General features: G+C 71.0%; 25 protein-coding genes and 1 tRNA gene. 12 read left to right on the top strand and 14 right to left on the bottom strand.

Annotation, left to right across the window (positions count from 1 at the left end; translation table 11 throughout):
* Window positions 1-46 precede the first annotated feature (46 nt).
* Window positions 47-862, top strand: a complete 816-nt coding sequence (locus ADL08_RS16495) for an IS5 family transposase (protein WP_078968034.1) — start codon at window positions 47-49, stop codon at window positions 860-862.
* On the opposite strand, the gene ADL08_RS16490 is transcribed toward ADL08_RS16495, so the two are convergent.
* Entirely contained in the window at window positions 819-1,346 is a 528-nt protein-coding gene (locus tag ADL08_RS16490) for a hypothetical protein (RefSeq protein ID WP_234352156.1), read from the bottom strand. The genes ADL08_RS16495 and ADL08_RS16490 overlap by 44 nt on opposite strands.
* Window positions 1,347-1,475: 129 nt before the next feature.
* Here ADL08_RS16490 and ADL08_RS16485 point away from each other — a divergent pair, with 129 nt between their 5' ends.
* From ADL08_RS16485 to ADL08_RS16465, 6 genes are all read left to right on the top strand, one after another.
* The gene (locus tag ADL08_RS16485; protein WP_053643545.1) at window positions 1,476-2,045 is read left to right on the top strand and encodes an SMI1/KNR4 family protein; all 570 of its coding nucleotides are present in this window, start codon (window positions 1,476-1,478) and stop codon (window positions 2,043-2,045) included.
* Between the two features lie 483 nt (window positions 2,046-2,528).
* A complete protein-coding gene (locus ADL08_RS16480) occupies window positions 2,529-3,410 on the top strand; it encodes a hypothetical protein (protein WP_053643543.1) in 882 nt (293 codons plus the stop codon).
* Complete coding sequence (locus ADL08_RS36660) at window positions 3,407-3,772, top strand: DUF6907 domain-containing protein (RefSeq protein ID WP_053643541.1); 366 nt, start codon at window positions 3,407-3,409, stop codon at window positions 3,770-3,772. Before ADL08_RS16480 ends, ADL08_RS36660 begins: the two co-directional genes overlap by 4 nt.
* Window positions 3,769-4,779 (top strand): DUF2637 domain-containing protein, encoded by a 1,011-nt coding sequence (locus ADL08_RS35615; RefSeq protein ID WP_107091979.1) that lies wholly within the window; start codon window positions 3,769-3,771, stop codon window positions 4,777-4,779. The genes ADL08_RS36660 and ADL08_RS35615 overlap by 4 nt, the downstream gene beginning before the upstream one ends.
* 7 nt (window positions 4,780-4,786) lie before the next feature.
* Window positions 4,787-4,945: a hypothetical protein gene (locus ADL08_RS37190; RefSeq protein WP_159043001.1), complete on the top strand. Its 159-nt coding sequence runs from the start codon at window positions 4,787-4,789 to the stop codon at window positions 4,943-4,945.
* Between the two features lie 7 nt (window positions 4,946-4,952).
* Entirely contained in the window at window positions 4,953-5,468 is a 516-nt protein-coding gene (locus tag ADL08_RS16465; protein WP_053643539.1) for a hypothetical protein, read from the top strand.
* Window positions 5,469-6,638: 1,170 nt separating this feature from the next.
* Here the strand turns inward: ADL08_RS16465 and ADL08_RS16450 are convergent.
* The 7 genes from ADL08_RS16450 to ADL08_RS16420 form a co-directional block, all read right to left on the bottom strand.
* Complete coding sequence (locus ADL08_RS16450) at window positions 6,639-7,475, bottom strand: helix-turn-helix domain-containing protein (RefSeq protein WP_053643532.1); 837 nt, start codon at window positions 7,473-7,475, stop codon at window positions 6,639-6,641.
* Window positions 7,472-8,194: a DUF6879 family protein gene (locus ADL08_RS16445; RefSeq protein ID WP_053643530.1), complete on the bottom strand. Its 723-nt coding sequence runs from the start codon at window positions 8,192-8,194 to the stop codon at window positions 7,472-7,474. The genes ADL08_RS16450 and ADL08_RS16445 overlap by 4 nt, the downstream gene beginning before the upstream one ends.
* Before the next feature lie 167 nt (window positions 8,195-8,361).
* Window positions 8,362-8,898: a hypothetical protein gene (locus tag ADL08_RS16440; protein ID WP_053643528.1), complete on the bottom strand. Its 537-nt coding sequence runs from the start codon at window positions 8,896-8,898 to the stop codon at window positions 8,362-8,364.
* Between the two features lie 421 nt (window positions 8,899-9,319).
* The gene (locus ADL08_RS16435; protein WP_053643526.1) at window positions 9,320-9,550 is read right to left on the bottom strand and encodes a hypothetical protein; all 231 of its coding nucleotides are present in this window, start codon (window positions 9,548-9,550) and stop codon (window positions 9,320-9,322) included.
* 3 nt (window positions 9,551-9,553) lie between these two features.
* Window positions 9,554-10,477 (bottom strand): hypothetical protein, encoded by a 924-nt coding sequence (locus ADL08_RS16430; RefSeq protein ID WP_053643524.1) that lies wholly within the window; start codon window positions 10,475-10,477, stop codon window positions 9,554-9,556.
* Between the two features lie 17 nt (window positions 10,478-10,494).
* Window positions 10,495-11,835 carry an AAA family ATPase gene (locus tag ADL08_RS16425; protein ID WP_053643521.1) on the bottom strand — a complete coding sequence of 447 codons (1,341 nt, stop codon included), beginning with the start codon at window positions 11,833-11,835 and terminating at the stop codon, window positions 10,495-10,497.
* Entirely contained in the window at window positions 11,832-12,719 is an 888-nt protein-coding gene (locus ADL08_RS16420; RefSeq protein ID WP_053643692.1) for a bifunctional DNA primase/polymerase, read from the bottom strand. Before ADL08_RS16420 ends, ADL08_RS16425 begins: the two co-directional genes overlap by 4 nt.
* Window positions 12,720-13,151: 432 nt before the next feature.
* Between ADL08_RS16420 and ADL08_RS16415 the strand changes: the two genes are divergently transcribed.
* Both ADL08_RS16415 and ADL08_RS16410 read left to right on the top strand, forming a co-directional pair.
* Entirely contained in the window at window positions 13,152-13,799 is a 648-nt protein-coding gene (locus ADL08_RS16415; RefSeq protein WP_053643519.1) for a helix-turn-helix domain-containing protein, read from the top strand.
* Window positions 13,792-14,988, top strand: a complete 1,197-nt coding sequence (locus ADL08_RS16410; RefSeq protein WP_053643517.1) for a tyrosine-type recombinase/integrase — start codon at window positions 13,792-13,794, stop codon at window positions 14,986-14,988. The genes ADL08_RS16415 and ADL08_RS16410 overlap by 8 nt, the downstream gene beginning before the upstream one ends.
* Before the next feature lie 101 nt (window positions 14,989-15,089).
* Here ADL08_RS16410 and ADL08_RS16405 read toward each other — a convergent pair.
* Window positions 15,090-15,163, bottom strand: a tRNA-Thr gene (locus tag ADL08_RS16405).
* Between the two features lie 182 nt (window positions 15,164-15,345).
* Here ADL08_RS16405 and ADL08_RS16400 point away from each other — a divergent pair.
* The 3 genes from ADL08_RS16400 (at window position 15,346) to ADL08_RS16390 (ending at window position 17,931) form a co-directional block, all read left to right on the top strand.
* Window positions 15,346-16,443: an ABC transporter ATP-binding protein gene (locus ADL08_RS16400; protein WP_053643515.1), complete on the top strand. Its 1,098-nt coding sequence runs from the start codon at window positions 15,346-15,348 to the stop codon at window positions 16,441-16,443.
* 267 nt (window positions 16,444-16,710) lie between these two features.
* Window positions 16,711-17,121, top strand: a complete 411-nt coding sequence (locus ADL08_RS16395) for a hypothetical protein (RefSeq protein WP_053643513.1) — start codon at window positions 16,711-16,713, stop codon at window positions 17,119-17,121.
* 93 nt (window positions 17,122-17,214) lie between these two features.
* Window positions 17,215-17,931 (top strand): nucleotidyltransferase family protein, encoded by a 717-nt coding sequence (locus tag ADL08_RS16390; protein WP_053643511.1) that lies wholly within the window; start codon window positions 17,215-17,217, stop codon window positions 17,929-17,931.
* Window positions 17,932-18,031: 100 nt separating this feature from the next.
* On the opposite strand, the gene ADL08_RS16385 is transcribed toward ADL08_RS16390, so the two are convergent.
* From ADL08_RS16385 to ispD, 5 genes are all read right to left on the bottom strand, one after another.
* A complete protein-coding gene (locus tag ADL08_RS16385; RefSeq protein ID WP_053643509.1) occupies window positions 18,032-19,633 on the bottom strand; it encodes a DoxX family protein in 1,602 nt (533 codons plus the stop codon).
* Window positions 19,634-19,739: 106 nt separating this feature from the next.
* Window positions 19,740-20,696 carry a 23S rRNA (guanosine(2251)-2'-O)-methyltransferase RlmB gene (gene rlmB / locus ADL08_RS16380; protein ID WP_053643507.1) on the bottom strand — a complete coding sequence of 319 codons (957 nt, stop codon included), beginning with the start codon at window positions 20,694-20,696 and terminating at the stop codon, window positions 19,740-19,742.
* Between the two features lie 76 nt (window positions 20,697-20,772).
* Entirely contained in the window at window positions 20,773-22,170 is a 1,398-nt protein-coding gene (gene cysS, locus ADL08_RS16375; RefSeq protein WP_053643504.1) for a cysteine--tRNA ligase, read from the bottom strand.
* 73 nt (window positions 22,171-22,243) lie between these two features.
* Window positions 22,244-22,750: a 2-C-methyl-D-erythritol 2,4-cyclodiphosphate synthase gene (ispF, locus tag ADL08_RS16370; protein WP_053643503.1), complete on the bottom strand. Its 507-nt coding sequence runs from the start codon at window positions 22,748-22,750 to the stop codon at window positions 22,244-22,246.
* The gene (gene ispD / locus ADL08_RS16365) at window positions 22,740-23,489 is read right to left on the bottom strand and encodes a 2-C-methyl-D-erythritol 4-phosphate cytidylyltransferase (protein WP_053643500.1); all 750 of its coding nucleotides are present in this window, start codon (window positions 23,487-23,489) and stop codon (window positions 22,740-22,742) included. The genes ispF and ispD overlap by 11 nt, the downstream gene beginning before the upstream one ends.
* Between the last annotated feature and the right edge of the window lie 19 nt (window positions 23,490-23,508).

Raw genomic sequence — 23,508 nt, 5'->3', positions numbered from 1 at the left:
GGAACGCCAGCGACCACGGGGGCGTGAGCGCCGCTATCCAACCGACATGCCGGACACCGAGCGGGCGGTGATCCGGCCGCTGTTGCCGGCGCCGGGCTGGTCGCCGGGGCATGGCGGGCAGCCGGAGGTGTATTGCCATCGCGCGATGCTGGACGCTATCCGCCACCTGGTCGACAACGCGATCAAGTGGCGGGCCATGCCCGGCGACTTCCCGCCGTGGGACCGGGTCTACGCGTTCTTCCGACGCTGGCGTGACCGCGGTCTGATCCGGGAGTCCCACGACCGGCTCCGCCGCCGGGTCCGCGAGCAGGCCGGGCGGGATCCGGAGCCGAGCGCGGGCGTGATCGACTCCCAGTCGGTCAAGGCCGACGCCGTCGTCGGATCCGACAGCCGCGGCTTCGACGGCGGCAAGCCGATCAACGGGCGCAAGCGGCACGTCGTGGTCGACACCCTCGGCCTGTTGCTCGCGGTGATGGTCACCGCGGCCGATGTCGGCGACCGCGCCGCCGCCCAGGTCCTACTCGCCCAAGTCGCCGCCGCGCACCACCTGCTGGCCCTGGTCCGGGCCGACGGCGGCTACACCGGCAGCCTCGTCGAGTACAGCCTCGCCGCCCTCGCCCTCGCCCTGGCCCTGGCCCTGGCCCTGGCCCTCGCGATCGTCAAGCGCAGCGACGACATGCGCGGCTTCGTTGTGCTGCCCAAGCGCTGGATCGTCGAGCGGTTCTTCGCCCACCTGATGCAAAGTTGCCGCCTCGTGCGTGACTTCGAGCGATCCATCAGCAGTGCGGAGGCGATGGTCCACTGGTCGATGACGACGCTCATGACCCGCCGCCTTGCCCGGCCACGCCCTTCGCGAGCGTGAACCGGACCGGCGCCGACTCGACCAGCCAGCCCCGGACCACCAGCCGCTTCGCCTTCGACCACAGCGCTTCCACCTTCCCTGGCACCGGGTCCAGGCCGAAGCAAGCGGCCATCTCCTGGCAGGTCAAAGGTCCTTGACCGAGCCGGCTCCGGCCCGCGAGAGCCTGCAGGACACGCTGGTAGTCCACCGACAGCACCGACCAGGCCAGCCCCGCGCGCCACATCGGCACCACCGATTTCGGCTTCGCCGCCGGCCCGGGCAGCACCGGCCGTTGACCGGGATCTTGCAGGTTCTCGGAGGCATCCGGGCCGACGGTGTTCCCGTCCGGGGCCAGCACCTCATCGACACGCGAGCGGGCAATGACCCACTCGTTCCACTCCCGCTCTGCCGCGGCCAGCTCGGCATGGATCCGGTCGGCCTCCTCCCGAAGCTCGTCCACACGACGGCGAGCGGCCCCATCGCCACCGTTGATGTGACGCTTCACGCCAAGACCCTCAGCACCATCGGTTGGGGTCCTTCGCGTCACCCCTCGCGCCTCTCCCCCGATCAGGGTGTTTTGCGTCTGACGGCACCTGCAGGGGGAGACCCGACAGGGCGACGCCCTCTGTCATAGGTGCCTGACAAGATCCCGAACGTGATAGCGATCGAAGATCTCATCTCCCGCGTAGCAGCGAAGGCCAAGGCCACTTCTACGGCCTTGCCCCCCGCCGCCACTGCCGAGGATGTCGCCGAGGCGGAGGCAGCTCTCGGCTTCGCCCTCCCGTCCCTGCTGGCGAGCCTGTACCGGGAGGTGGCCAACGGTGGCTTCGGCCCCGATTACCAACTCCTTCCACTGGTTGGAGCAGGCCGTACGGCGCTGAGCGAGTACCGGTCCGAACGATCCGCCTCGGCCGAGGACGAGACACCGTACTGGCCGGCGGGGGTGCTGCCGATCCTCGACTGGGGCTGCGCCATGTACGCCGCGGTGGACTGCCTCAGCGAGACCGCCACGGTCCTTCTCTTCGAGCCGAACGCCATGACGGACGACGGAGCCGCCGCCTGGTTCGTCGACGCCGGGAGCCTGGCCGAGTGGCTCGAAACCTGGCTCGCGGGAACGGGGTGGTACCGGGAAGACGCCGACGAGTACGAAGACGTGGCGGAGCCGACCCCGTGGGAGACGGCCGCCTCCCGGATCGCGGAGTGAACGAACCGCGGGATGACCGCTGAGCTAGCTCGATGGAGCGGCCCCTCACACGACGGCATCCAAGGTCCGACCGCCCCTGACCGCCCCCGTTGATGTCACCCGTGGACACGCGAAGACCCCCGACCATGATCGGTCGGGGGTCTTCGCGTGTCCCACCTGGAGCCCCCTGTCGGGTTCGAACCGACGACCCCCGCTTTACAAGTCCGTACGGAGCGCCCGCGTGACCTGCCCTGCCGCGCAGACAGGCTCCTGACCTGCCCTTTTACTGTTTGCTGATGACAGCAGGTATTAGCCCGTATCTCAGTCTCATGTGTACGGGGTACGTACCGCCCGACGGAGATCACCTCATCCGAGTCTGTTGCTATCCAGCACCGCATGTTGTTATATAGGACCAATCGCCTCCGCAAACGAGGCGGCCCCGAGCGGGTGTGTCACCACCTGCTCAGGGCCTACGGATCGACCCTCTCTCGAAGGGACCGAACCATGTCCATCACCGTACCGTCCTGCTTCAAGCCCTCCGGCGGCCTGGTCCAGCCGTACCGCCACCAGGAAACCGCCCACGTCCCCGCAATCGACCTCACCCGCACCGGCCGGCTGCCCTGCCTGCTGAACGGCATCCCCGCCCAGCCGAAGCCCCTCCCGGTCGCCGCGACCCCCGGCGAGCGCTGCACGTACTGCAAGCAGCCGGCGCCCTACCAGCACACCGGCGCCACCGGCATCACGTACTGGCTGTGCGACGGCTGCAACGAGGCGACGGCCCTCTACCGGACCGTGCACACCGCCCGCTTCGAGCGGGCCACCTTCGACCTCGGCGTCAAGATGGTCTACAAGAAGGTCGACGCCACCACCCTCCGCGTCGGGTACGACCCGGCCGAGATGACCTCGCTCGACGCCCGCCTCGCCCTCGGCATCTTCGCCGCCTTCACCGAGGGCGAGAAGGTCGACAAGCTCGTCGAGCTGGCCCGCGACACCGACGTGCCCGCCAGCCGCGAGATCTTCACCATCCTCCTCGACCACATCGACGAGACCGGCGACGTGGACGGCGTCCTGTCCGCCGTCACCGAGCTGTTCGAGCGGTCCTACAACCAGGACCACCCCGAGGGCCGCTGCCCCCGCCACACCTGGTGCATCGAGACCGGCCAGCACGTCGAGCACACCGGGGAGAGCGTCGAGCCCGACTTCCTGGACGTCGACTGCGGGGAGGTTCTGGCCGCCGGAATCACGCACTGGGGCGACAAGGGCGTCCGGGTCGGGTTCCTCAACGACGACCTCACCCCCGCCAACGCCCGCACCAGGCTCGCGGAGCTCCGGGCCCAACTCGACACCGTCGAGAAGCTCATCGACACCGCCGAGGTGACCCGGTGAAGCACCTCATCACCCTGCCGACGATCGACCACGGCGACGTCACCCTGCCCGAGCCAGGATGGTGCACCGGCCACGCCGGCCACATCCCCGGGTACCGCGTCGACCTCACCCACTTCGGCACGCAGCACGACCTCACCTTCGAGGGCAACACCCTCCTCGTCGCCATGCTGTCCCAGGACCCCTTCGCCACCGTTGCCGAGCGGCGCCGCACCGGCCTGTACGTAGAGCTGGCGGACTTCTCCGGCACCCTCGACCCCGCCGAGGTCCGCCAGTTCGCGGCCACCCTCACCGTGCACGCCATGCACCTGCGGCGCCTCGCCGACGACCTCGCCGTCATCCAGGCCGAGGAGGGCGGACGGTGAAGCTCCCCTCTCCCTCGAAGGCCCTCGCGATCGGCGCCGGCGTCGTCATCGTCGCCCTGACTGGTGCCGCGTTCTGGCTGTCCTACGCGCACCTGGCCGAGGTCGCCCTCGGGCACGGCCTGCGGCAGGCTCCGGCCCGCGCGTGGGCGTGGCCGGCCACCCTGGACCTGTTCATCGTCGCGGGCGAGCTGCTCATGCTGCGGGCCGCCCTGGCGAAGCGAGTGGACGGCTGGGCCATCGCCCTGACGGCGGTCGGATCGGTCGGCTCCATCGTCCTGAACGTTGCCGGGGTGACTGGCACCCGCGACCCGGGCACGGTTCCGGTCCTCGACTACGTGGTAGCCGCCGTGCCGCCCACGGCCGCGCTCCTCGCGTTCGGCGCCCTCATGCGACAGATCCACCAGGCCCTCGCCGGTCACGATGATGTGGATGTTATCCACGTCAGCCCGGCGCCCGAGGTGACTCAGATTGAGTCACCTGCCGCGCCCGAGGCTTTCAAGTCGGATGTTATCCAGCTTGAGGCGGCCCCCGAGGTGTGGTCCAAGACCACACCTGCCGTGCCCGAGGTTCCAGCGGAACCGGCTGCCGTCGAGGCGGAACCGGTGTCCCTGGAGAAGGGTCCGGTGCCCGCCGCCGAGCCTCTGCCGACCGTGCCCGCGCTGCCTGTCCTGGGTCCGTGGACGCCCGTGGCGGAACTCCTCGCGGTACCGGCCGGAACCAGCCGTGACCTGCACGCTTCGGGGCACCCCGAAGGCCTGCAGGCGGCCAGCGAGCAGGCCGAGGAGCACCCGGAACCGCCCCCGGTTCCGCCGGTTCCGCCCACCGGTTCCGCCGCCGACATCGTCTCCGAGGACACCAGCAACACCACCTTCAACCGGCAGGTAGCCGACGCCCGGAACTGGCTCGCGGCCGACCCGGAACTGACCGGAACCGCGATCGGCCAGCGCCTCGGGAAGTCCGACACCTACGGCCGGCGCGTCCGCCGCGCGGCCCTCACCAACGCCTGAGCCCGCCGTGCTCACCGCGTTCTTCGCGGTCGCCACGCTCGCTGGGTTCGTGGGGCTCCGCCTCACGGGCCCGGCCCGCGCCCGCGACCTGTACGCGCTGCCCGTCCTCGGGACGTGCGCGTTCATCCTGACTCTCGCCGCGCTCGGCGTGGCCCTCCTTCACTGAGGACCCCGTGAACATCACCCCGCACAACATCGTGTCCCTCGGCGGCGTCGTCGTCGGCCTGTCCCTCCTCGTCTGGGAGATCGTCACCTGGTGGCCCGGCACCAAGTCGGCCACCAAGCCCAAGCACCTGCTCAAGCTGCTGCCGTTCGCCCTGGCTTGGCTGTACGGGATGCTGCTGATCCTGTCCGCTGGCGGGTTCCTCGGCCTGGCTGCCGACTGGTCCCTGTGGGGCGCCTCGGAGATCGGTGACGCCGTCCTGGAGTACGGGGCGGGCGGCACCTCGCCCGAGGTCACCCGCACCTCTAACCTCGCCCTCACCGCGGGCGGGCACGGGTTCGTCATCGTCGCCACGGTCGGCCTGGTCGCCGTCTGGTTCAAGCGGCGGGGCATCAACTGGATGCTCGTCCGCGCCGTGCTCTGCGGGATCTGCCTCGGTCTCGCCGGCGGCATCGCGGGCGTCGCCGGATACGTCCTGTCCCCGGCGGTCTCCACGGCCGGCGACGCGATCGTGGGCCTGCTGTGACTCCCCGGGAAGAACTGCGCGCGCTCGGCGGCCACGTGTCGGCCGCCGGGCGGCGCCTGGCCCTCGGCACCGGACTGCTCCTGCACGGGACCGGAGACGCGCTCTCCCCGGGCGGCTGCGGACCCCTCCTGCTCCGCACGGGCGGAGCGCTGGGCGGCTGCTGGTTCACCGGAACGCTGCTCCAGAAGGCGCCCGCCGCGGTCGTCCTAGTGCCCGTCGTGTGGCTGCTCGCGGCATGGCGCGTGTCCGATTCGTCCGCCACTCCCCCACCGCTTCCCATAGTCCCTCTCGGTGACGTTTACGCAGATGAGAGCGATGAGGTCGACCGAGTGGAGTGGGGCCCGGAAGGGGTTGTGTGCATCATCCACCCAAAGCGCGTCGAGGTCCCGCCGAGGGAGGTGGCGTGATGGAGTACTGCCCCGACTGCGGATGGTGGACCAAGCCGAACTGCGGCCACTGACCCGATTGTGCACCTAGTTGCAAAAGGCCCCCGAGAGCGGACACATGAACGCTCTCGGGGGCCTTTTGCCTGCCCGACCGTGGCCGCCGTGACCGCGGGCGAGCAGGAGTTCAACGGCTCCGGCGGGCAGCCTGCCGTGCAGCCCCGCAGGCCCTGAGGTCCACGTGTACGTACATCGTGGGCCGGGCGCCGGACGACGCGTCAGGGGTGATCGTCCGGACCTCTCCGGTGATCGGATGCCCGCAGGTCTGGCAGCGCCTCATCGTCTCGCCTCCGTGTGGCAGGGGCAGTCACAGCGTTCCTCGGGGAACACCAACAGAGCACCGGGGGTATCGGCCGGGACACGGATGTAGCCGCGGACGTAGACCGCTTCGGTCTTGCACCAGGTGTGCTCCTCGAACTGGCAGGCGGGCTTGATGATTTTGCCGCCCGTCGCCGCGGTCACCGGGCCGACCCCGGTGCGAGGACTCGGTACAGCCACGTCACGCCCCGGACCGCTGCGCAGATCCGGTGGGCGTAGATGTGCAGGCCGCCGTCGGGGGACGGGTGTACGCGGATGCAGCAGTCAGCGCCCGGTTGCGGGCACCAGTTGCATGCGTGCGAGCTGGGAATGGACGTCGCCATGAGCCGACCGTAGGAGGGCTGGAGAATCACGGTGCCGCGCGATTCTCCATGATTCTCGCGGACCCCTCGGGGATTCCCCGCGATGCTCAGGCCGCGGTGAGCGCGGCCCGGGCGCGGGCGATGAGCCGGTGCGCGGACGCCCCGTAGACGGCCGTCTGCTGGAGCCGTTCCCAGATCCGCCCGTACAGGTCGATGCTGTCGGCGTCGTCGAGCCAGAGCTCGGCGTGCCAGTCCTCGACGATGACGAGGCGCTCGTCGTAGGCCCAGAAGCCGCCCGCCGGCGGCAGGGCGAGGGGCGCGCCGAGGGGGACGATGCCGAGGCGGACGGTGTCCAGGCCGATCACTCCGACGAGCCGGTCGAGCTGGGCGGCGAGGACCGGCGGCGGGCAGACGGCAGCGTGGAGGGCGGCCTCCCACAGGACGATGTCGAAGACCCGGCCGGGCTCATACAGCAGGGCCTGGCGGTGCAGGCGGGCGCGGACGGCGTCGTCGGTGTCCCGTACGGACTGGTGCAGGTCGCTGTAGCGGGTAAAGACGGCGCGGGCGTAGTCGGCGGTCTGGAGTATCCCGACGACCATGGCCCCCTCCCAGGCGCGCAGGTGCGTGGACCGCTCGTACTCCACGGTGAGGGCGTCCTGCACGGGCCGGTGTCCGGCCGCGAGCTGGCGGCGCCACGAGCGGACCCTCGATTCCAGGCCCTGGACACGGGCCGCGAGTTCGGCGGCGGCTTCGGGCTGGCGGGCGGCCTCAGCCCAGGCGCGGACGTCGGCGACGGTGGCGGTCTGGCGGCCGGTCTCCAGCTTGGAAACCTTCGACTGGGTCCAGCCGAGGCGGGCGGCGAACTCGCGGCCCGAGACCAGGCCGCGGAGTTCGCGGAGCCGCGCGCCGAGGGCGACGCGGGACTGCTGGAAGTCGGTCGTCACCCTCCGGACGGTACCGCGTGGTGCCAGGCGGCTTCGCGGATCTGGCAGTACCGCAGCACGTCCACGGGGTTCGTGACGAGCTCGACGCCGGTCATCTCGTCGCCGTGGTCGAAGTGGAGGAGAGCGACGACGCGGGAGTCGAAGAGCCAGAAGTCCTCGGCGGGCAGGCGCAGCTCGTCCGCGCGCGCCCGGGTGAGGGTGCGGATGTCCTCGCCGACGGCCCGGTTCCGGACGGCGTTGTCGGCGAGGTACAGCTGCCCCAGGGTGGGCGGTTCGTCGAGGAGGCGGACGCGCTCGAAGCGCTTGCCGAGCGCGGTCTGCTCGCGGCGCTCGCGGCACCACGGGTCGTCGAGGTCCCACTCGATGGGCTCGCCGGCCGCGAAGGCGCGGTAGGTGTCCTGCCGTTCGTCCCAGGCGTACCGGCGGCGGGTCTCCAGCCGCCACGCGGAATGCTTCACCGTGGTGAACATGCCGTCGAACTCGTCGAAGCCGATCCGCTGCGGCACGTGCACGGGCTCCTTCGGGCCGAAGTTGGCGAGCAGCTCGCGCGGGACAACAACGGCGTCCTCCTCGGCCGTGAGGTTGTCGAGCTGGGCAAGCTCAGCCGGATCGGTGACGCGGTCGCCCTGGACGACGTAGGCGCCGGCCTCGGTCTCGTACAGGGTGGGGCAGCCGTTGTTCCCGGAGTTCGTACCGACCTTGCGCAGGTGTCGTGCCATGGGTTCCCCTCGGGTCGTGGTGTGCCGGGACGGTAACCCCGGTTCGCGGCCTACACCAGAGCGCCCTGCGCGGACGGGGGCGCCAGGTTGACTGACCTAAGGCGGAGTAGAAAGCCCCTGCCACAGAAGAGTTGCGGCAGGGGCTTTCGTACGTCATGACCCGACCATCACGCACGACGAGCGGGCGTCAGATCAGAAGCCGACGACAGGTAGATCTCACGGATCCGGGCTGCTATCCGGTCCTGTGTTTCCCAGACCTCTTGGTAACCAGCCATGAACACCGCGTCCGCTTCGCTGGGATCCACGCGTATCATGCCCGCGAGTTGATTGAGCGATGACCTGGCCGCCTTCACCTGCTCCCGCAGCTCGTCATCGAGCACCAGGCCCGCCAACATGTACACATCCTGGTTTGCTACGCGGAGTGCCTCGTCCAGCTCGTCAGGAAGCATCTCCCCGCCGTAAAGGCGGGTTTCACGGCTCGCCATCATGTCTGCGTGGTGCGCCTGCGCCGTAGCCCTGCTAAGCACCTGCAGCGCCTCGTTAAGCCTCTGTAGGTGCTCCAGCTCGAACGTCTCCCGACGCTCGTGGAGAGCCGCCGCCGCGTCCTGCTGGCGTTCTTTCTGCTGCCGCCGGTGCGTCAGCCAGCCCGTTAGCTGAGTAGCCAAGCCGCCCAGGAAGAACGCTGCCACCGGCCATACGGCCATCCACCCCTTATCCATCGCGGCAGTGTATGGGCGGGCTAATGGGGTTGGAGGCTGAACTTTGATGTCCGCCGAGCAGGCTCAGGGTGGGGGGTGACTCCCCTCCCCCGGCCCGTCTGGGGCCCGGGAGGTGCTGCGGCTGTCGGTCTGTACGGGTCTGGGGATTCTGGCCTTCCCGGGTCCTGGAGCACCCGCAGGCGGGCGTTCACGGGTCTCGTGGGCTGTTCTGACCCCCGATCTGGCGCACGGGGACGTACCGCTTCGGCGTGTCGCCCTGTCTCGCATTTCCGCAGGTGAGCGGACTATAGGCGTTACACGCGCGGAAGAGCCCCACCACCTTCCCGGTGGTGGGGCTCGATCCCTCGATCACTTCCGCACTGCCACGGAAGTGATCGAGGCCGCTGTGGGCTTTGTCGGTTCGTAGTCAGGCGGCCGGCGGGCCGTCGTTGGACTCCCACTCGGCAAGCCGGGCGCGCGCGGCCTTGCCGAGCTCGCCGCCCTGCTGGACGTAGTAGGCGAGCTGGCCCCGGTTCAGGGGCGTGTCCCTGAGTGCGGCGAACTGCTCCTCGTCGGTCTTGGTCGTCACGGAGCCGAAGAGGTGCCGGTACAGCTTCGCGCCGTCGGCGAGGGATCCCCGCTTGCTCTTGTCGGTCATGTCTCAGTCCTCGATCCGCTCGAAGTAGGTGTGTACGGCGGTGCCGTCGGACACGAGCACGGGGCGGTGCCGCCGTTCTCCGGTCCTGGGCTTCTGCTCGTTCTGGTCGCGGCGCTCAATGGCGGCCTTGCGCTGGCCCTCATACGCCTTGACCAGTTCGCCGAGGGTCGGCACCCACAGGCGCACCTTCGGGTTCGTCAGCAGCCACAGCAGCCACTCACGGTCGTGCTTCACCTCGAACGGGCGCCTGCGGTGGACCATCGGCCAGGGGGCGCCGGTGTCCTGCTCCCCGGGGGCCCACTCGGGCCAGACCTCGGTGACGTTCTCGATCTCGGACCACACCTGGTACACCGCGTTGAAGCCGAGGTGCCCGAACTCGGTGCGGAAGTCCTGGCCGGCGGCGAGCCGGGTGAGCGTGTGCTGTGCGCTGCGGATCTCGGCGTACTGGGAGACGACGTCGCCGATTCCGGTCCATGCGGCGATGGCGTCGGGGCCGCGGTCGATGGCGGTCTGGGCGTCGTGCACACCGCGGAGCGCGGCCACCATGGGCCGGGCCTGGTCGAGGAGTTCGGCGAGGACGGGGCGGAGCGCGCGCAGGCCCTTGTCGACGCCGGCCTTCGCGAGGTTCTCGCCGCTGTTCTTCATCCGCTTCTCAACGCCGAGGAGGACCCGCAGTTCGGCCTCGCGGAACACCTGCGCCTGCTGCACTTCCCACGCGCGGCGACCGATACTCTCCGGGAGAGACCCGCCCGAGGTGAGCGCCTGGAACGTCTCGGCGCCGAGGTCGACGGCCGGGAGGCTGTCGGCGGACCGGAGTTCGGCGATCCGCTGCTGCAGGACGGTGTCGGCGGCGAGGTGGTCGCGGAGTCCGGGGATGGCGTTGCGGGCGATGGCGAACGGGTCCCGCTCGGTGGTGGTGTCGGTCATGGTGGTGCCCTTCGTGATCAGACTGCGGGGTCGCAGTTGGGGTGGACGGTCTCGCCGCTGATGGCGTGAACGGGGTCGAGAGGGAACCGGCAGACCGTGCAGCGCCCCGTTTCGGCGGTTACATTCGGTGACGGTTCGAAGGTGTCGAGCGCAGTCGCGCCACCATTGGCGCCATTCGCGCCAGGGACTGAGGCTTGGCGCGAATGGCGCGACTGTGGCGCGACTGCGGGAGCGTCTTCACTCTCCGTGTCGGCGGTTAGGGACTCGATGCGCCAGACGGCACCCTTGCCGAACCCTGCTCGGGCAGAGACGACGCCGGCCTTCCGCATGGAACGCTGCAAGGTCCGCTCGGAGATGTCGTCGGCGGCGGCGGCCTTCTTCACGTCCTTCGCGGGCGCCTCGCCGCCCTGGTCCATGAGGTAGCCGCGCAGCCACTCGGCGGCCTCGTCACGCTCGCCGCGGTCGGGGTCGCTGCCCTGCGCGAGGATGTCCTGCACGCTGCGGGTGGCCTGGCCGAGGAATACGAACCGGCCGACGAAGGCGAGGCCCTTCTTGGTGGGGACCTCGGCCGACTCAATGTTGTAGGCGAGCGACGGGAGGTCGGACCGGCCCAGGCTGTTCTTCGCCTGCGTCATGACCCGGCAGTCGTTGTCCTCGTCGCGGGCGAACCCGAACACGGCCCGGGGCACGTTCTTGAACGCCCCGGAGCCGGTGATCAGGGAGGCGGGGTCGGTGCCCGCTCCCTTGCCGAAGTGGGCGATACCGAGGAGGACAGCGCCGGTGCGGTCGGCCATGCGGGCGAGGGGATCGAGGGCGGTACGGACGTCGCGTTCGCGGTGGGTGTCGATGCCTTTGCCGATGCACGACATGAGCGGGTCGAGGACCACCAGGGCGACGCCGTGTTCCTTGACGGCCGCCTCCATGAGGGAGTTGTCCTGTGGGAGGCTGAGGGTCGTCTCGCCGTACTCGGCCTCGACCGCCTCGACGCGGTATACGAGGTCGAGGTCGGCGCCGGCGCCGATGAGTCGGGGAACGATGGTCTGCTTCCACGAGTCCTCGACGGCGACGTAGAACACCGCCCGGGGCCGCCCGAAGAAGTTACCCGGCAGGGTGCCACGGGTGATGTGCGCGGCCATCCACATGCCGAAGGACGACTTGCCGGTACCCTCGCGACCGGCCGCCACGGACAGGGCGCCCGCCGGTACGCGGCCCTCGCCGTCGTCGACCCACGCCCAGTCCACGGGTTCGGGCTCGATGTCCGACGCACGGGTCAGGACAAGCTGCCGCTGCGGGGGCACATCGAGGATGCCGTTCGCCTCCAGGATCTCCCGGGCCTTCTCGTCATCGCGATTGGTCATGCACGGGTCCTTGAAGGTGCGTTGCGGGCACTGGCGACGGTGCCCGCGGCGGAAGATTCGGGGTGACCGGCCGCGACGGCGGCGTCGATGAGCGCATTGGTGACGGCGATCGGGTCGACGTTGGTCTCGAACGCGCGGCAGGCGGCCCAGTACAGACGGTTGTTCAGCTCGCCGTCGGGCGCCTGGAGCACGAACTTGACCAGTCCGGTGAGAACGGCAGAGCGCTGCCGTACCGGCATCCGGCGCAGCGTGCTGGACGGCACGGCCGGCTGTACGGGTCTGGGGATGATGAGGGCGAGCAGCCCGGCGGGCACCGGAGCGACGGGGTGGGGTGCCGCGACCCGGTACGTGCCCTTCCTGGTCCACGAGCCAGGGCCGACGAGGTAGCCGCCATAACCGCGGATGTCGATGCCGGGGCCGAGCTTGCCCGCGCTGTTGGGCACGGTGGCGGCGGCCGGTCCGGTGAACCACAGGTGCATGCCGCCGGAGGGGGTGGCGATGACGATCGTCTCGGGCACCTCGAAGCCGTGCTGCTCGGCGAGTTGGCGGAGGGAGGCGACGCCGTCCACGCCGTTCTTCCGGTCGAGGTCGACCCCGAGCAGGGGCCGCTCGCCGCGGCCGCAGGCGATGCCGTAGCCGGTGGCGTGCGGCGCGGCGGCGAACAGCTTGGCGAGCTTGCTGGGGTCGCTGGTGGCGTCGTGCACGCCGTGTCCGGGGCGGCCGCATTCGCCGCGGCACTTCGGGGTGCCGCGCGGGTCGTCCCGGTGGGGGGAGCGGATCGCGGGCATCTTCGTCCGGCCGATCGGGAAGGACAGGAGGTCGCGCCGCTGTGCTTCGGTGGCGTCGGCGAGGGCGTTCACCCAGAGCTGTCCGTGTGGCACGATGTCAGGTGACTCGCCCGCCAGGTAGTCACTTTCCCCCGCGTCCTGTTCCCGCAGGCCGGGGGTTTTTTCGTTGGTCGTCACGCTGCCGCGCCTCCACTCACGGTGCGCTCGTTCAGCCACCCCTCGATAGCGCTCCGGCGGTAAAAGACCCGCCCTCCTCGTCCGGCCGCGGTCTTGATGTAGGCGGGGCCGCTTCCCCTCCAACGGCGCTCCGCCAGAGACCCCGGCGTACCGAAGATCGGGTACTCCTCGCATACCTGGCGGGGGGTCAGGAGGTCATTGGCGTGACTGGCTTTCTGTTCCACGTTCTCACCCTTCCGGGAACGTTCGTTGCTAACAAGGACCACATGGTCCTATGCTGCACCCATGAAGCTGAGAGTAGCGCATCCCCGCTGCGAAACAAACGCTCCACCGGTGCTTACGCTGAGTCCTATGACTGAGCAGCAGCGCGGACGACGAGCGATCGAGACCGGCCCCACCGGACAGGCCGTAGCCACCAATTTGGCGCGCCTCAGGAAGGCCCGCGGACTGACCACCCGCCAGTTGTCCGCGCTCCTGGAGCAGAACGGTCGGCCCATCCCCGCCTCAGGCATCACCCGCATGGAGAAGAAGGAGCGACAGGTAACCGCAGACGACTTGGCGGCCCTCGCGGTCGTTCTCGGCGTCTCGCCGTCCGCGCTGCTCCTGCCCGTCGACGTCGAGCTGCACGACGAGGTGCAGATCACCGGCAGCACCCCCGTGACCGCGTACGCCGCGTGGCAGTGGGCCGACGGGAAGGCCCCCCTGTCCACGCTCGGACAGGGAGTCCAGGGCGGCCGCGCCTACATGCGCGCCCTCATGGAATACCGCCTCTACGGCCGGCCGCACTGGTTGATCGAGATGGAAGACGAGCAGGGCGACGAGTACAGCCGGCTCGTCACGGCCGAGGCTGAGCGGCAGGCCGGTGGTCCGGTCGGTCCCGCGTCCCGACCGGTGCCGCTGGGGCAGTTCCTTGAGCCTCTGGGCCTGGAGCTGGCGGGCGAGGAGGACGGGAAGCTGGTCGTGCGGAAGAAGCCGGACGACGGGGGGCGGGATGGCTAGGGTCTGGATCGAGGACCGGGAGAACCACGAGGACTACCGGGAGTCCATGGCCAAGTGGCAGGAAGCGAAGCGCGCCGGCAGTAAGCGGCAGCCGCCCGGCCGCTGGCGGGTCCGCTGGTACGGCCCGGACGGCAAGGGCAAGGCCAAGACGTTCGGGAAGCTGCCCCAGGCCGAGGCCGAGGTGCACGCGATCACGGCCCGGCTCGACAAGGGTTCGTACCGCGACCCCCGCTCGGGAAAGGCCGCCACGTCCCTCGTGGCTGAGGAGTGGTTCAAGACCCTCCGCAAGCAGTCCCGGCGGACGAAGAACGACTACCGCGAGCTGCTCGACCTGTACGTGATCCCGAAGTGGGGCGACTGGCAGGTCGCGGCGATCCAGTGGGACGACGTGTCCGCATGGGTGGACGACCTGATCAACAAACCCGGCGCGTCCGGCAAGCCCTTGAGCCCCGGGCGGATCGCCAAGACGTTCTACGTCTTCGGCGGCGTGATGAAGCACGCGATCAAGACGCACCGGATCGCCGTCAACCCGGCGAGCGAGCACACACTGCCCCGGCCGTCCGAGGAAGACGAGCACGTCTACCTCACGCACGACCAGGTCGAGGCCCTGGCCGAGGCGTCCGGCCCGTACCGGCTGCTCGTCCTCGTCCTCGCGTACAGCGGCATCCGCTGGGGCGAGGCCATCGCCATCAAGGCCGCCCGGCTCAACATGGACACGCGCCGCATCCGGATCGTCCAGGCGTACTCCGACGTGAAGGGCAAGCTGGAAGCCGGGCCGGTGAAGAACCACGAGAAGCGGTCCGTCCCGGTGCCGCGGTCGTTCGCCGAGGAGCTGCGCCCTCTCCTGGACGGACGGAAGCGCGAGGACCTCGTGTTCACCGCACCCGAGGGCGGGCCGCTGCGCTACCGGAACTTCCGGCAGCGCGCGTTCGACAAGGCCGTCGTCGAGGCAGGTCTCGGGGACCTCGGCATCACGCCGCACAAGCTCCGGCACACGGCGGCCTCGCTCGCGATCGCGGCCGGCGCCGACGTGAAGGTGGTGCAGACGATGTTGGGTCACAAGTCCGCGGCAATGACGCTGGACGTGTACGGGCACCTGTGGCCGGACCGGCTCGACGAGGTCGCGGATGCGCTCGACAAGGGCCGTCTCGCCGCACTGGAGCGGCGGGGAGCGGTGCTCGCCGCGTAGGGCCCGAAGATCCAGCGTGTACGGAATGCGTACTGCCCGCCAAGGTGATCTTGGCGGGCAGTCTCATGTGCACCCACTCTGAGCAGGCACTTTCCCTACAGAGCCCCCTGTCGGGTTCGAACCGACGACCCCCGCTTTACAAGAGCGGTGCTCTGGCCAGCTGAGCTAAGGAGGCAGCCCGTGCAGTGTATCCAACGACGGTCCCGTGGTGGTCGGGAATCCCGCGGGGCGGGGAGTGCTGACAGATGACCCCGTGGGAGGTAGCGTCACCCGTGGTTCACCCAGGTGGACTAGACCTCAATCACTCCTTTACTCGGATCGTCCGGCACGTTCCTGCCGGTGAAGGGACACATCACCATGGCTTCCGTCACGTTCGACAAGGCGACCCGGATCTACCCCGGTGCCACCAAGCCCTCCGTCGACCAGCTCGACATCGAGATCGCCGACGGCGAGTTCCTCGTCCTCGTCGGTCCCTCCGGCTGTGGCAAGTCGACCTCCCTGCGCATGCTCGCGGGTCTCGAGGACGTCAACGCCGGCTCCATCCGCATCGGTGACCGCGACGTCACGCACCTGCCGCCCAAGGACCGGGACATCGCCATGGTGTTCCAGAACTACGCGCTCTACCCGCACATGACCGTCGGCGACAACATGGGCTTCGCGCTCAAGATCGCCGGTGTCAACAAGGCCGAGATCCGCGCCAAGGTCGAAGAGGCCGCGAAGATGCTCGACCTCACCGAGTACCTCGACCGCAAGCCGAAGGCGCTCTCCGGCGGTCAGCGCCAGCGCGTCGCCATGGGCCGCGCCATCGTCCGCGAGCCGCAGGTCTTCCTCATGGACGAGCCGCTGTCGAACCTCGACGCCAAGCTCCGCGTCTCGACCCGCACCCAGATCGCGAGCCTCCAGCGCCGCCTGGGCATCACCACGGTCTACGTCACCCACGACCAGACCGAGGCCCTCACCATGGGCGACCGCGTCGCCGTCCTCAAGGACGGTCTGCTCCAGCAGGTCGACTCCCCGCGCAACATGTACGACAAGCCCGCGAACCTCTTCGTCGCCGGCTTCATCGGCTCCCCCGCCATGAACCTGGTCGAGGTCCCGATCACCGACGGCGGCGTGAAGTTCGGCAACAGCGTCGTCCCGGTCTCCCGCGACGCCATCGCCGCCGCCTCCGCCAACGGCGACACCACCGTCACCGTCGGCGTCCGCCCCGAGCACTTCGACGTCTCGGGCCCGACGAGCAAGGACGGCCTCGCCGTCACCGTCAACGTGGTCGAGGAGCTCGGCTCCGACGGCTTCGTCTACGGCTCCACCCGCGTCGGCGGCGAGGACAAGGACCTGGTCGTCCGCGTCGGCGGCCGTGACGTCCCCGCCAAGGGCTCCACCCTCCACGTCGTGCCCCGCGCCGGCGAGCTGCACGTCTTCTCCACCTCCACGGGCGCCCGCCTCAGCGACTGACCCTCGCGCGGTAGACGGCACAGGACAGCAGGACAGACAGCGCAAGACGGATCACCCGAACGGCCCCGCGTCCCTCCCGGACGCGGGGCCGTTCGGCCATTCGGTCTCCCCCGAGGGGTTTACGGTGGGAAACCCCGGCATTCCGGGCCCGCCCCGCCACCGCGGCGCCCGCGGCGTCAACACGTAATTCGAAAAGCCGCTTCGAACCATCCCCCGCGAGAGTGACTAAATGTCGCCATATCACTACCTCCCGCTACGCTCGCCTGCGTGACCCACTCTGCCCGCCGAATCGGCCGCTCCCTCGCCCTCGTCCTGCCCGTCGTCCTGGTGCTCTCGGGAACGCTCGCGGTGTCCGCCGTTCCGTGGGCCGGCCAGGACTCCGCGACCCAGCTGACGGCGTCCGCCAAGGACGTCTCCGTCCCGGCCAAGTCCCGCGCCCCGCAGGACGTCCTGCGCGACCAGCTCCTCGCCGAGCTCCGGGCGAAGGACCCCGGCACCGCCCTCACGCACCTCCAGCGCGAGGTCGAGAACCGGCCCTCCCTCGCCCGGCACTGCGTGTCGATCGCCCGCGACCTCGGCCGCGCCGCCGTCCAGCGCTACGGCCCCGCCCGCGCCCAGTCCTTCTCCCGGCCGGTCTGCGACACCTCGTACGCGACCGGGGTCATGCGCGCCGGCTGACGAACCCCGCACCGGGCCGGGCGACCGGCCCGACCCCGCAGGGCCCCGCCCCGTACCGCGGTGACGGAGCGCCGGGCGCCTATCGTTCCCCGTATGCACTCCACTCCGACGCAGGCCGTGATCCTGGCGGGCGGCCAGGGCTCGCGGCTGCGCCCCTACACCGACGACCGCCCCAAGCCGATGGTCGAGATCCCGGGCACCGGGACCCCGATCATCGGCCATCAGCTTTCCTGGCTGGCCGCCGAGGGCGTCACCCACGCCGTCGTCTCCTGCGGCCACCTCGCCGAAGTGCTCCAGGAGTGGCTCGGAACCGCCGACCTCCCCCTCCAGGTGACCACGGTCGTCGAGACCGAGCCCCTGGGGCGCGGCGGCGGCCTCAAGTACGCCGCCGCGCGCCTGCCCTCGCCCGACGAGCCCTGGTACGCCACCAACGGCGACATCTGGACCCGCTTCTCGCTGCGCGAGATGGCCGCCTTCCACGCCGAGCGCGACGCCCTCGCCACCCTCGCCCTGGCCCGCCCCCGCATCCCGTGGGGCGCCGTCGAGACCGACACCTTCGGGCACATCACCGACTTCATCGAGGCGCCGCCGTCGCCGTTCCTCATCAACGCCGGCGTGTACGTCTTCTCCGCCGACTTCACCGAGCTGCTCCCCGACCTCGGCGACCACGAGCGGACCACCTTCCCCCGGCTCGCCCGCGAGCAGCGCCTGGCCGGCTTCCCGCTGCCCCAGGGGGCGTACTGGCGGGCCATCGACACCGCCAAGGACCTCACCGAGGCCGCCAAGGAGCTCGCCGCCCAGAGGGCCTGACACCCCCGGAGGGCCCCGGCACACGGAGAAGCCCGGCACACGGAGAAGGGCGGCACCGCACGAAGCGGTGCCGCCCTTTCCCGTCCGTACGGACGCGGTCTCAGCCCAGCAGGCCGCCGATCGGGTTCCGGGCGCCGCCGTCCCCGCCGCCGCTCGTCGTCGAACCGCTCTCCGACGGGGTGCCGGTCGAGCCGGTCGAGCCCGTGGAGCCGCCGCTCGACGTGCCGCCCGTGCCGCTCGGGGTGTCGCTGGTGGACGGCGGGGGCTCCGGGTCCGACCGGGTGGGCGTACGGCTGCCGGAGCCGCCGGTCCCGGTGCCGGTGCCCTGCGTGGCGGTCGGGCGCTGCTCCCGCGTGCGGGTGGACTCGCGGGTCGGCTCGGTCGGGCGCTCCGTCGCCTCCCGGGTCCGCTCGCTCTTCGCCGGGGCCTCGGTCGTCGCCCCGGTGGTCGCGGCGGGGCCGGGCGGGGTGGACGCCGGCCGGGAGGGGGCGTCGCCGATCGGCTCCTGGAGCGGGCGGCCGGGGAGGTGGTTGATCGGGTCGTCGTTGGGGCCCGGCACGGTGACCATCTCGGTGGAGCGGACCGCGCCGCCGAGGACGGAGCCGACGAGGAGGGTGAGGCCGACGACGACGGCGGCGAGGAGGGTGCCGCGGCGCAGCACCCGGCGGCGCAGGTCCAGGAGGTCGGCGCGGGGGCCGAGGGTGCGCCAGGCCTCCCCGGCGAGGCGGCCGTCGATCGAGTAGACGGGGGCGCCCGCGATGATCAGCGGCGACCAGGCGGCCAGGTAGATGATGTCGGCGGAGTCGTAGACCGGGACGCTCTTCCAGCTGACGGTGAGCAGCAGCGCGGCGGAGAGCAGGGCGCCGACGACGGCGGCGACGCGCTGCCAGAGGCCGAGGATCGTGAGGACGCCGACGACGACCTGGAGGAAGGCGACGGTCAGGCCCGCGCCGACGGGGTGCTGGAGGGCGAAGTCGCGCAGCGGTTCGGCGAGGGCCCAGGGGTGGAGGGAGTTGAGCCACTTCACCATGGAGCCGCGCTCGCCGCCGTCGAAGTAGACGGGGTCGCAGAGCTTGCCCATGCCCGCGTAGACGGAGATGAGGCCGAGGAAGACGCGGAGCGGGAGGAGGACGACGCCGAGGTTCATCCGGCGGCCGGGGTAGTAGGCGTGCCGGACGGAGTCCTGTCCGTGCCGCCGCTCGGCCCGGCCGGGCCGCGCCTCCTCGTCCCCGTACGCGTCCTCCGGCTCGGGCCGCGGCTCGTACAGGTCGTCGTAGGCGCCCTCGGCGCGCCGCATCGGCGGCAGCAGCGGCGCGGCGCCGGCGGGCACCACGGGGGTGGGCATGGTGTCGCCGACGCGCGGGATCGCCTGGGTGGCGCCCGCGTCGGGGCCGCCGACGGGGTCGAGGGTGGCGACGGAGGACTCGCGCACGGCCTGGAGGAGGCCGGTCGCGCCCGGCGTGGACTTCCCGGTCCACACGACGGGGCGCCGGCGCGGACCGCCGCCCGCTCGGGCGCCGGCTCCGGACAGGGCTGCGGTACGGGCGCCGGCGGCGAACCTCGGCTGCGGGGCCGGCGCGAGCCGCACACGGAAGCTGGCGTGGTTCACGATCACCTGGGCGGGATCGGAATCCACCTTGACCATGCTCAGCGCGGGCTGATCGTCGAACCCCGGCCGGGGCGTTCTGGTGTCCACACTCATCTAACCGAGTGATCTGGGTTTAGGACACTGCCTTGACGGTCCGCAAATGTCCGAGACCCGTCAAGATCACGCCACGGCAGGGGCCGGGGTACCGCTCCGGCCGGTGTCAGGCCATGCGGCGGCGGGCCGCCTCGTAGAGCACGACGCCGGCGGCGACACCGGCGTTGAGCGACTCGGCGCCGCCCGGCATCGGGATGCGGACGAGGAAGTCGCAGGTCTCGCCGACGAGCCGGGACAGTCCCTTGCCCTCGGAGCCGACGACGATGACGACCGGGCCGCCCAGCTCCTCCAGCTCGTGGACCTCGCGGTCGCCGTCGGCGGCGAGGCCGACGACCGTGACGCCGGCCTTCTGGTACTGCTCCAGACAGCGGGTCAGGTTGGTGGCGCGGGCGACCGGGGTGCGGGCGGCGGTGCCGGCCGAGGTCTTCCAGGCGCCGGCGGTCATGCCGGCGGCGCGCCGCTCGGGGACGACGACGCCGTGGCCGCCGAAGGCGGAGACGGAGCGGACGACGGCGCCGAGGTTGCGCGGGTCGGTGACGCCGTCGAGGGCGACGATCAGCGGGTCCTCGTGGTCGTCGAACGCGGCGGCGGCCAGGTCCTCGGGGTGCGCGTACTCGTACGGCGGGACCTGGAGGACGAGGCCCTGGTGGTTCAGGCCGTTCGTCATGCGGTCCAGCTCGGGGCGCGGCGCCTCCATGATGTGGATGTTGCCGCGGCCGGTGGCGAGGTTCAGGGCCTCGCGCACGCGCTCGTCGTTGTCGATGAACTGCTGGACGTACAGGGTCGTGGCGGGCACGCCGTCGCGCAGGGCCTCGAAGACCGGGTTGCGGCCGACGACCATCTCGGACTGGCCCTTGCCGCCGCGGCGGGCGACGGGCTTGCGCTTGGCCGCCTGCCGGGCCATCGCGTTGGAGACGCGGAACGCCTTGTGGCCCTTGCGGTCCTCGGCCCTGGGCGTGGGGCCCTTGCCTTCGAGGCCCTTGCGCCGCTGGCCACCGCTGCCGACCGTCGCACCCTTCTTGTTCGACGTGCGGCGGTTCCTGCGCTGGCTGTTCCCGGCCATGACTACCTGTTTCCTCTGCTGACGTACGAAGTCTGTAACTGAAGTGTGCCGCCCGGAGGTCCGAGCGGCACGTCTTCTAACGGTTGCCCAGCGTCCAGCGGGGGCCGTCGGGGCTGTCCTCGATGGCGAGGCCGGACTGGTTGAGCTGGTCGCGGATCGCGTCCGCGGTCGCCCAGTCCTTCCGCTCGCGCGCCGACTCGCGCTGCTGGAGCACGAGCCGTACGAGGGTGTCGACGACGCCGTGGAGCTCCTCGCCGCCGCCGGACTCCTCGGCCCAGTGCGGGTCGAGGGGGTCCAGGCCGAGGACGCCGAGCATGGCGCGGACCTCGGCGAGGCGGGCGATGGCCTCGTCCTTGTCGTCCGCGGCGAGGGCGCTGTTGCCCTGGCGGACGGTGGTGTGGATGATCGCGAGCGCGTGCGGCACGCCCAGGTCGTCGTCCATGGCCTCGGCGAAGGCCGGCGGCACCTCGGCGGCGGGGGCGACGGGCGCCCCGGCCTTCTCGGTGGCGCGCTGGACGAAGCCCTCGATGCGGGCGAACGCCGACTCGGCCTCGCGCAGGGACTCCTCGCTGTACTCGATCATCGAGCGGTAGTGCGGGGTGCCCAGGTAGTAGCGCAGGACGATGGGCCGCCAGTTCTTCACCATCTCGGACACCAGCACGCTGTTGCCGAGCGACTTCGACATCTTCTCGCCGCTCATGGTGACCCAGGCGTTGTGCACCCAGTACCGCGCGAACTCGTCGCCGAAGGCCTTGGCCTGGGCGATCTCGTTCTCGTGGTGCGGGAAGATCAGGTCGAGACCGCCGCCGTGGACGTCGAAGGCGGCGCCCAGGTACTTGTGGGCCATCGCCGAGCACTCCAGGTGCCAGCCGGGACGGCCGCGGCCCCAGGGGGTCTCCCAGTCGGGCTCGCCCGGCTTGGTCGCCTTCCACATGGCGAAGTCGCGCGGGTCGCGCTTGCCGGAGACGCCCTCGTCGGGCTGGCGCAAGTCGTCGATGTCCTGGTTGGACAGCTCCAGGTAGCCCGGGAAGGAGCGCACGTCGAAGTAGACGCTGCCGTCCGCCTCGTAGGCGTGGCCGCGCTCGATGAGCCCGCGCATCATCTCGATCATCTCGGGGACGTGCCCGGTGGCGCGCGGCTCGTAGGTCGGCGGCAGGCAACCGAGGGCGTCGTAGCCGGAGTTGAACGCGCGCTCGTTCTCGTACCCGATGGACCACCAGGGGCGGCCCTGCTCGGCCGCCTTCGTGATGATCTTGTCGTCGATGTCGGTGACGTTGCGGACGAACGTGACGTCGTAGCCGCGGTACTCGAACCAGCGGCGCATGATGTCGAAGTTCAGCCCCGACCGGATGTGGCCGATGTGCGGGGCCGCCTGGACGGTGGCGCCACAGAGGTAGATCGAGACACAGCCCGGCGTGAGCGGGGTGAAGTCACGGATCTGCCGGGCGCTGGTGTCGTACAGGCGAATAGTCACCCCTCCAGGGTAGTGGGCGTGTGGTGGTGCCCCGCGACCTATTCCCGGCCACGGGGCACGTTTTTCGCCGCCCCTACTTCCGTACGGGGTAGACCAGGGCGGTCGCCAGGGCGGCGAGGCCCTCGGCGCGGCCGGTGAGGCCGAGGCCGTCGGTGGTGGTGCCGGAGACGGAGACGGGCGCGCCGGCCGCCTCGCTCAGCGCCTTCTGCGCCTCGTCGCGCCGCTTGCCGACCTTGGGGCGGACGCCGACGACCTGGACGGCGATGTTGCCGATCTCGTACCCCTCGGCGCGGACGATCCGGGCGGCCTCGGCGAGCAGGGTGGCGCCGGAGGCGCCGGACCACTCGGGGCGCGAGGTGCCGAAGTGGGCGCCGAGGTCGCCGATCCCGGCGGCGGAGAAGAGCGCGTCGCAGGCGGCGTGGGCGGCGACGTCGCCGTCGGAGTGCCCGGCGAGGCCGTAGCCGTCGTTCTCGGCGGCGTCCCAGAGGAGGCCCGCGCACCACAGTTCGCGGCCCTTCTCGAAGGCGTGGACGTCGGTGCCGATCCCGGTACGGGGCAGGTTCTTCGGCTCAGAAGCCATCGTTGGCCCTCCTGCGGGCGAGTACGGCCTCGGCGAGGACGAGGTCGAGGGGGCGGGTCACCTTGAAGGCCTCTTCGTGGCCGGGCACGACGACGACGGGCGCGCCGAGCCTCTCGACCATGCCGGCGTCGTCGGTGGCGCCCTCTCCGGCGAGGGCGACGGTGGCGTGGGCGTTCACGAGGGTGTCGTGGTCGAAGCCCTGCGGGGTCTGGACCGCGCGGAGGCGGGCGCGGACCGGGGTGGCGACGACCTGCTCGGGGTCGCCGGGCCCCTGGGCCGGCTCGACCTCCTTGACGGTGTCGGCCACGGGCAGCGCGGGGACGACGGCGACGGCCCCGTCCCGTACGGCCTCGATGACGGCGTCCACGGTGTCGACGGGGACCAGCGGGCGGGCCGCGTCGTGCACGAGGACGGTGGTGACGCCCTCGGGGAGCGCTTCGAGGCCGAGGCGCACGGACTCCTGGCGGGTCTCGCCGCCGGGCACGACCAGGTAGTCGGTGCGCTCGGGGAGGGCGTGGGCGTCGAGGAGGTTCTTGACCTCGGCGGCGCCTTCGGGGGGTGCGACCACGACGACGAGCGAGACCGCGCGGGAGGCGGCCATCGCGCGGACGGCGTGGACGAGCATGGGGGTGCCGTTCAGCGCGCGCAGCGCCTTGGGGGCGCCCGGGCCGAGGCGTACGCCCCGTCCGGCCGCCGGGATCACGACGGCGGTACGACTGGGACGCGCTTCGTCTGACATCGGTTGCACTCCGGCAGGT

The organism is Streptomyces sp. NRRL F-6492 (assembly GCF_001280125.1).
GTDB lineage: Bacteria > Actinomycetota > Actinomycetes > Streptomycetales > Streptomycetaceae > Streptomyces.
Note: the sequence above shows the minus strand (reverse complement) of the source record. Positions and strands in the feature narration are given on the sequence as shown.

Excerpts from the sequence above, each read along its gene's own strand:
- ADL08_RS16495 (WP_078968034.1), top strand. The coding sequence starts at position 47 with ATGCCGGACACCGAGCGGGCGGTGATCCGGCCGCTGTTGCCGGCGCCG.
- ADL08_RS16480 (WP_053643543.1), top strand. The coding sequence starts at position 2,529 with ATGTCCATCACCGTACCGTCCTGCTTCAAGCCCTCCGGCGGCCTGGTC.
- ADL08_RS16445 (WP_053643530.1), bottom strand. The coding sequence starts at position 8,194 with ATGGCACGACACCTGCGCAAGGTCGGTACGAACTCCGGGAACAACGGC.
- ADL08_RS16440 (WP_053643528.1), bottom strand. The coding sequence starts at position 8,898 with ATGGCCGTATGGCCGGTGGCAGCGTTCTTCCTGGGCGGCTTGGCTACT.
- ADL08_RS16435 (WP_053643526.1), bottom strand. The coding sequence starts at position 9,550 with ATGACCGACAAGAGCAAGCGGGGATCCCTCGCCGACGGCGCGAAGCTG.
- ADL08_RS16430 (WP_053643524.1), bottom strand. The coding sequence starts at position 10,477 with ATGACCGACACCACCACCGAGCGGGACCCGTTCGCCATCGCCCGCAAC.
- ADL08_RS16425 (WP_053643521.1), bottom strand. The coding sequence starts at position 11,835 with ATGACCAATCGCGATGACGAGAAGGCCCGGGAGATCCTGGAGGCGAAC.
- ADL08_RS16415 (WP_053643519.1), top strand. The coding sequence starts at position 13,152 with ATGACTGAGCAGCAGCGCGGACGACGAGCGATCGAGACCGGCCCCACC.
- ADL08_RS16410 (WP_053643517.1), top strand. The coding sequence starts at position 13,792 with ATGGCTAGGGTCTGGATCGAGGACCGGGAGAACCACGAGGACTACCGG.
- ADL08_RS16400 (WP_053643515.1), top strand. The coding sequence starts at position 15,346 with ATGGCTTCCGTCACGTTCGACAAGGCGACCCGGATCTACCCCGGTGCC.
- ADL08_RS16390 (WP_053643511.1), top strand. The coding sequence starts at position 17,215 with ATGCACTCCACTCCGACGCAGGCCGTGATCCTGGCGGGCGGCCAGGGC.
- ADL08_RS16385 (WP_053643509.1), bottom strand. The coding sequence starts at position 19,633 with ATGAGTGTGGACACCAGAACGCCCCGGCCGGGGTTCGACGATCAGCCC.
- rlmB (WP_053643507.1), bottom strand. The coding sequence starts at position 20,696 with ATGGCCGGGAACAGCCAGCGCAGGAACCGCCGCACGTCGAACAAGAAG.
- ispF (WP_053643503.1), bottom strand. The coding sequence starts at position 22,750 with ATGGCTTCTGAGCCGAAGAACCTGCCCCGTACCGGGATCGGCACCGAC.
- ispD (WP_053643500.1), bottom strand. The coding sequence starts at position 23,489 with ATGTCAGACGAAGCGCGTCCCAGTCGTACCGCCGTCGTGATCCCGGCG.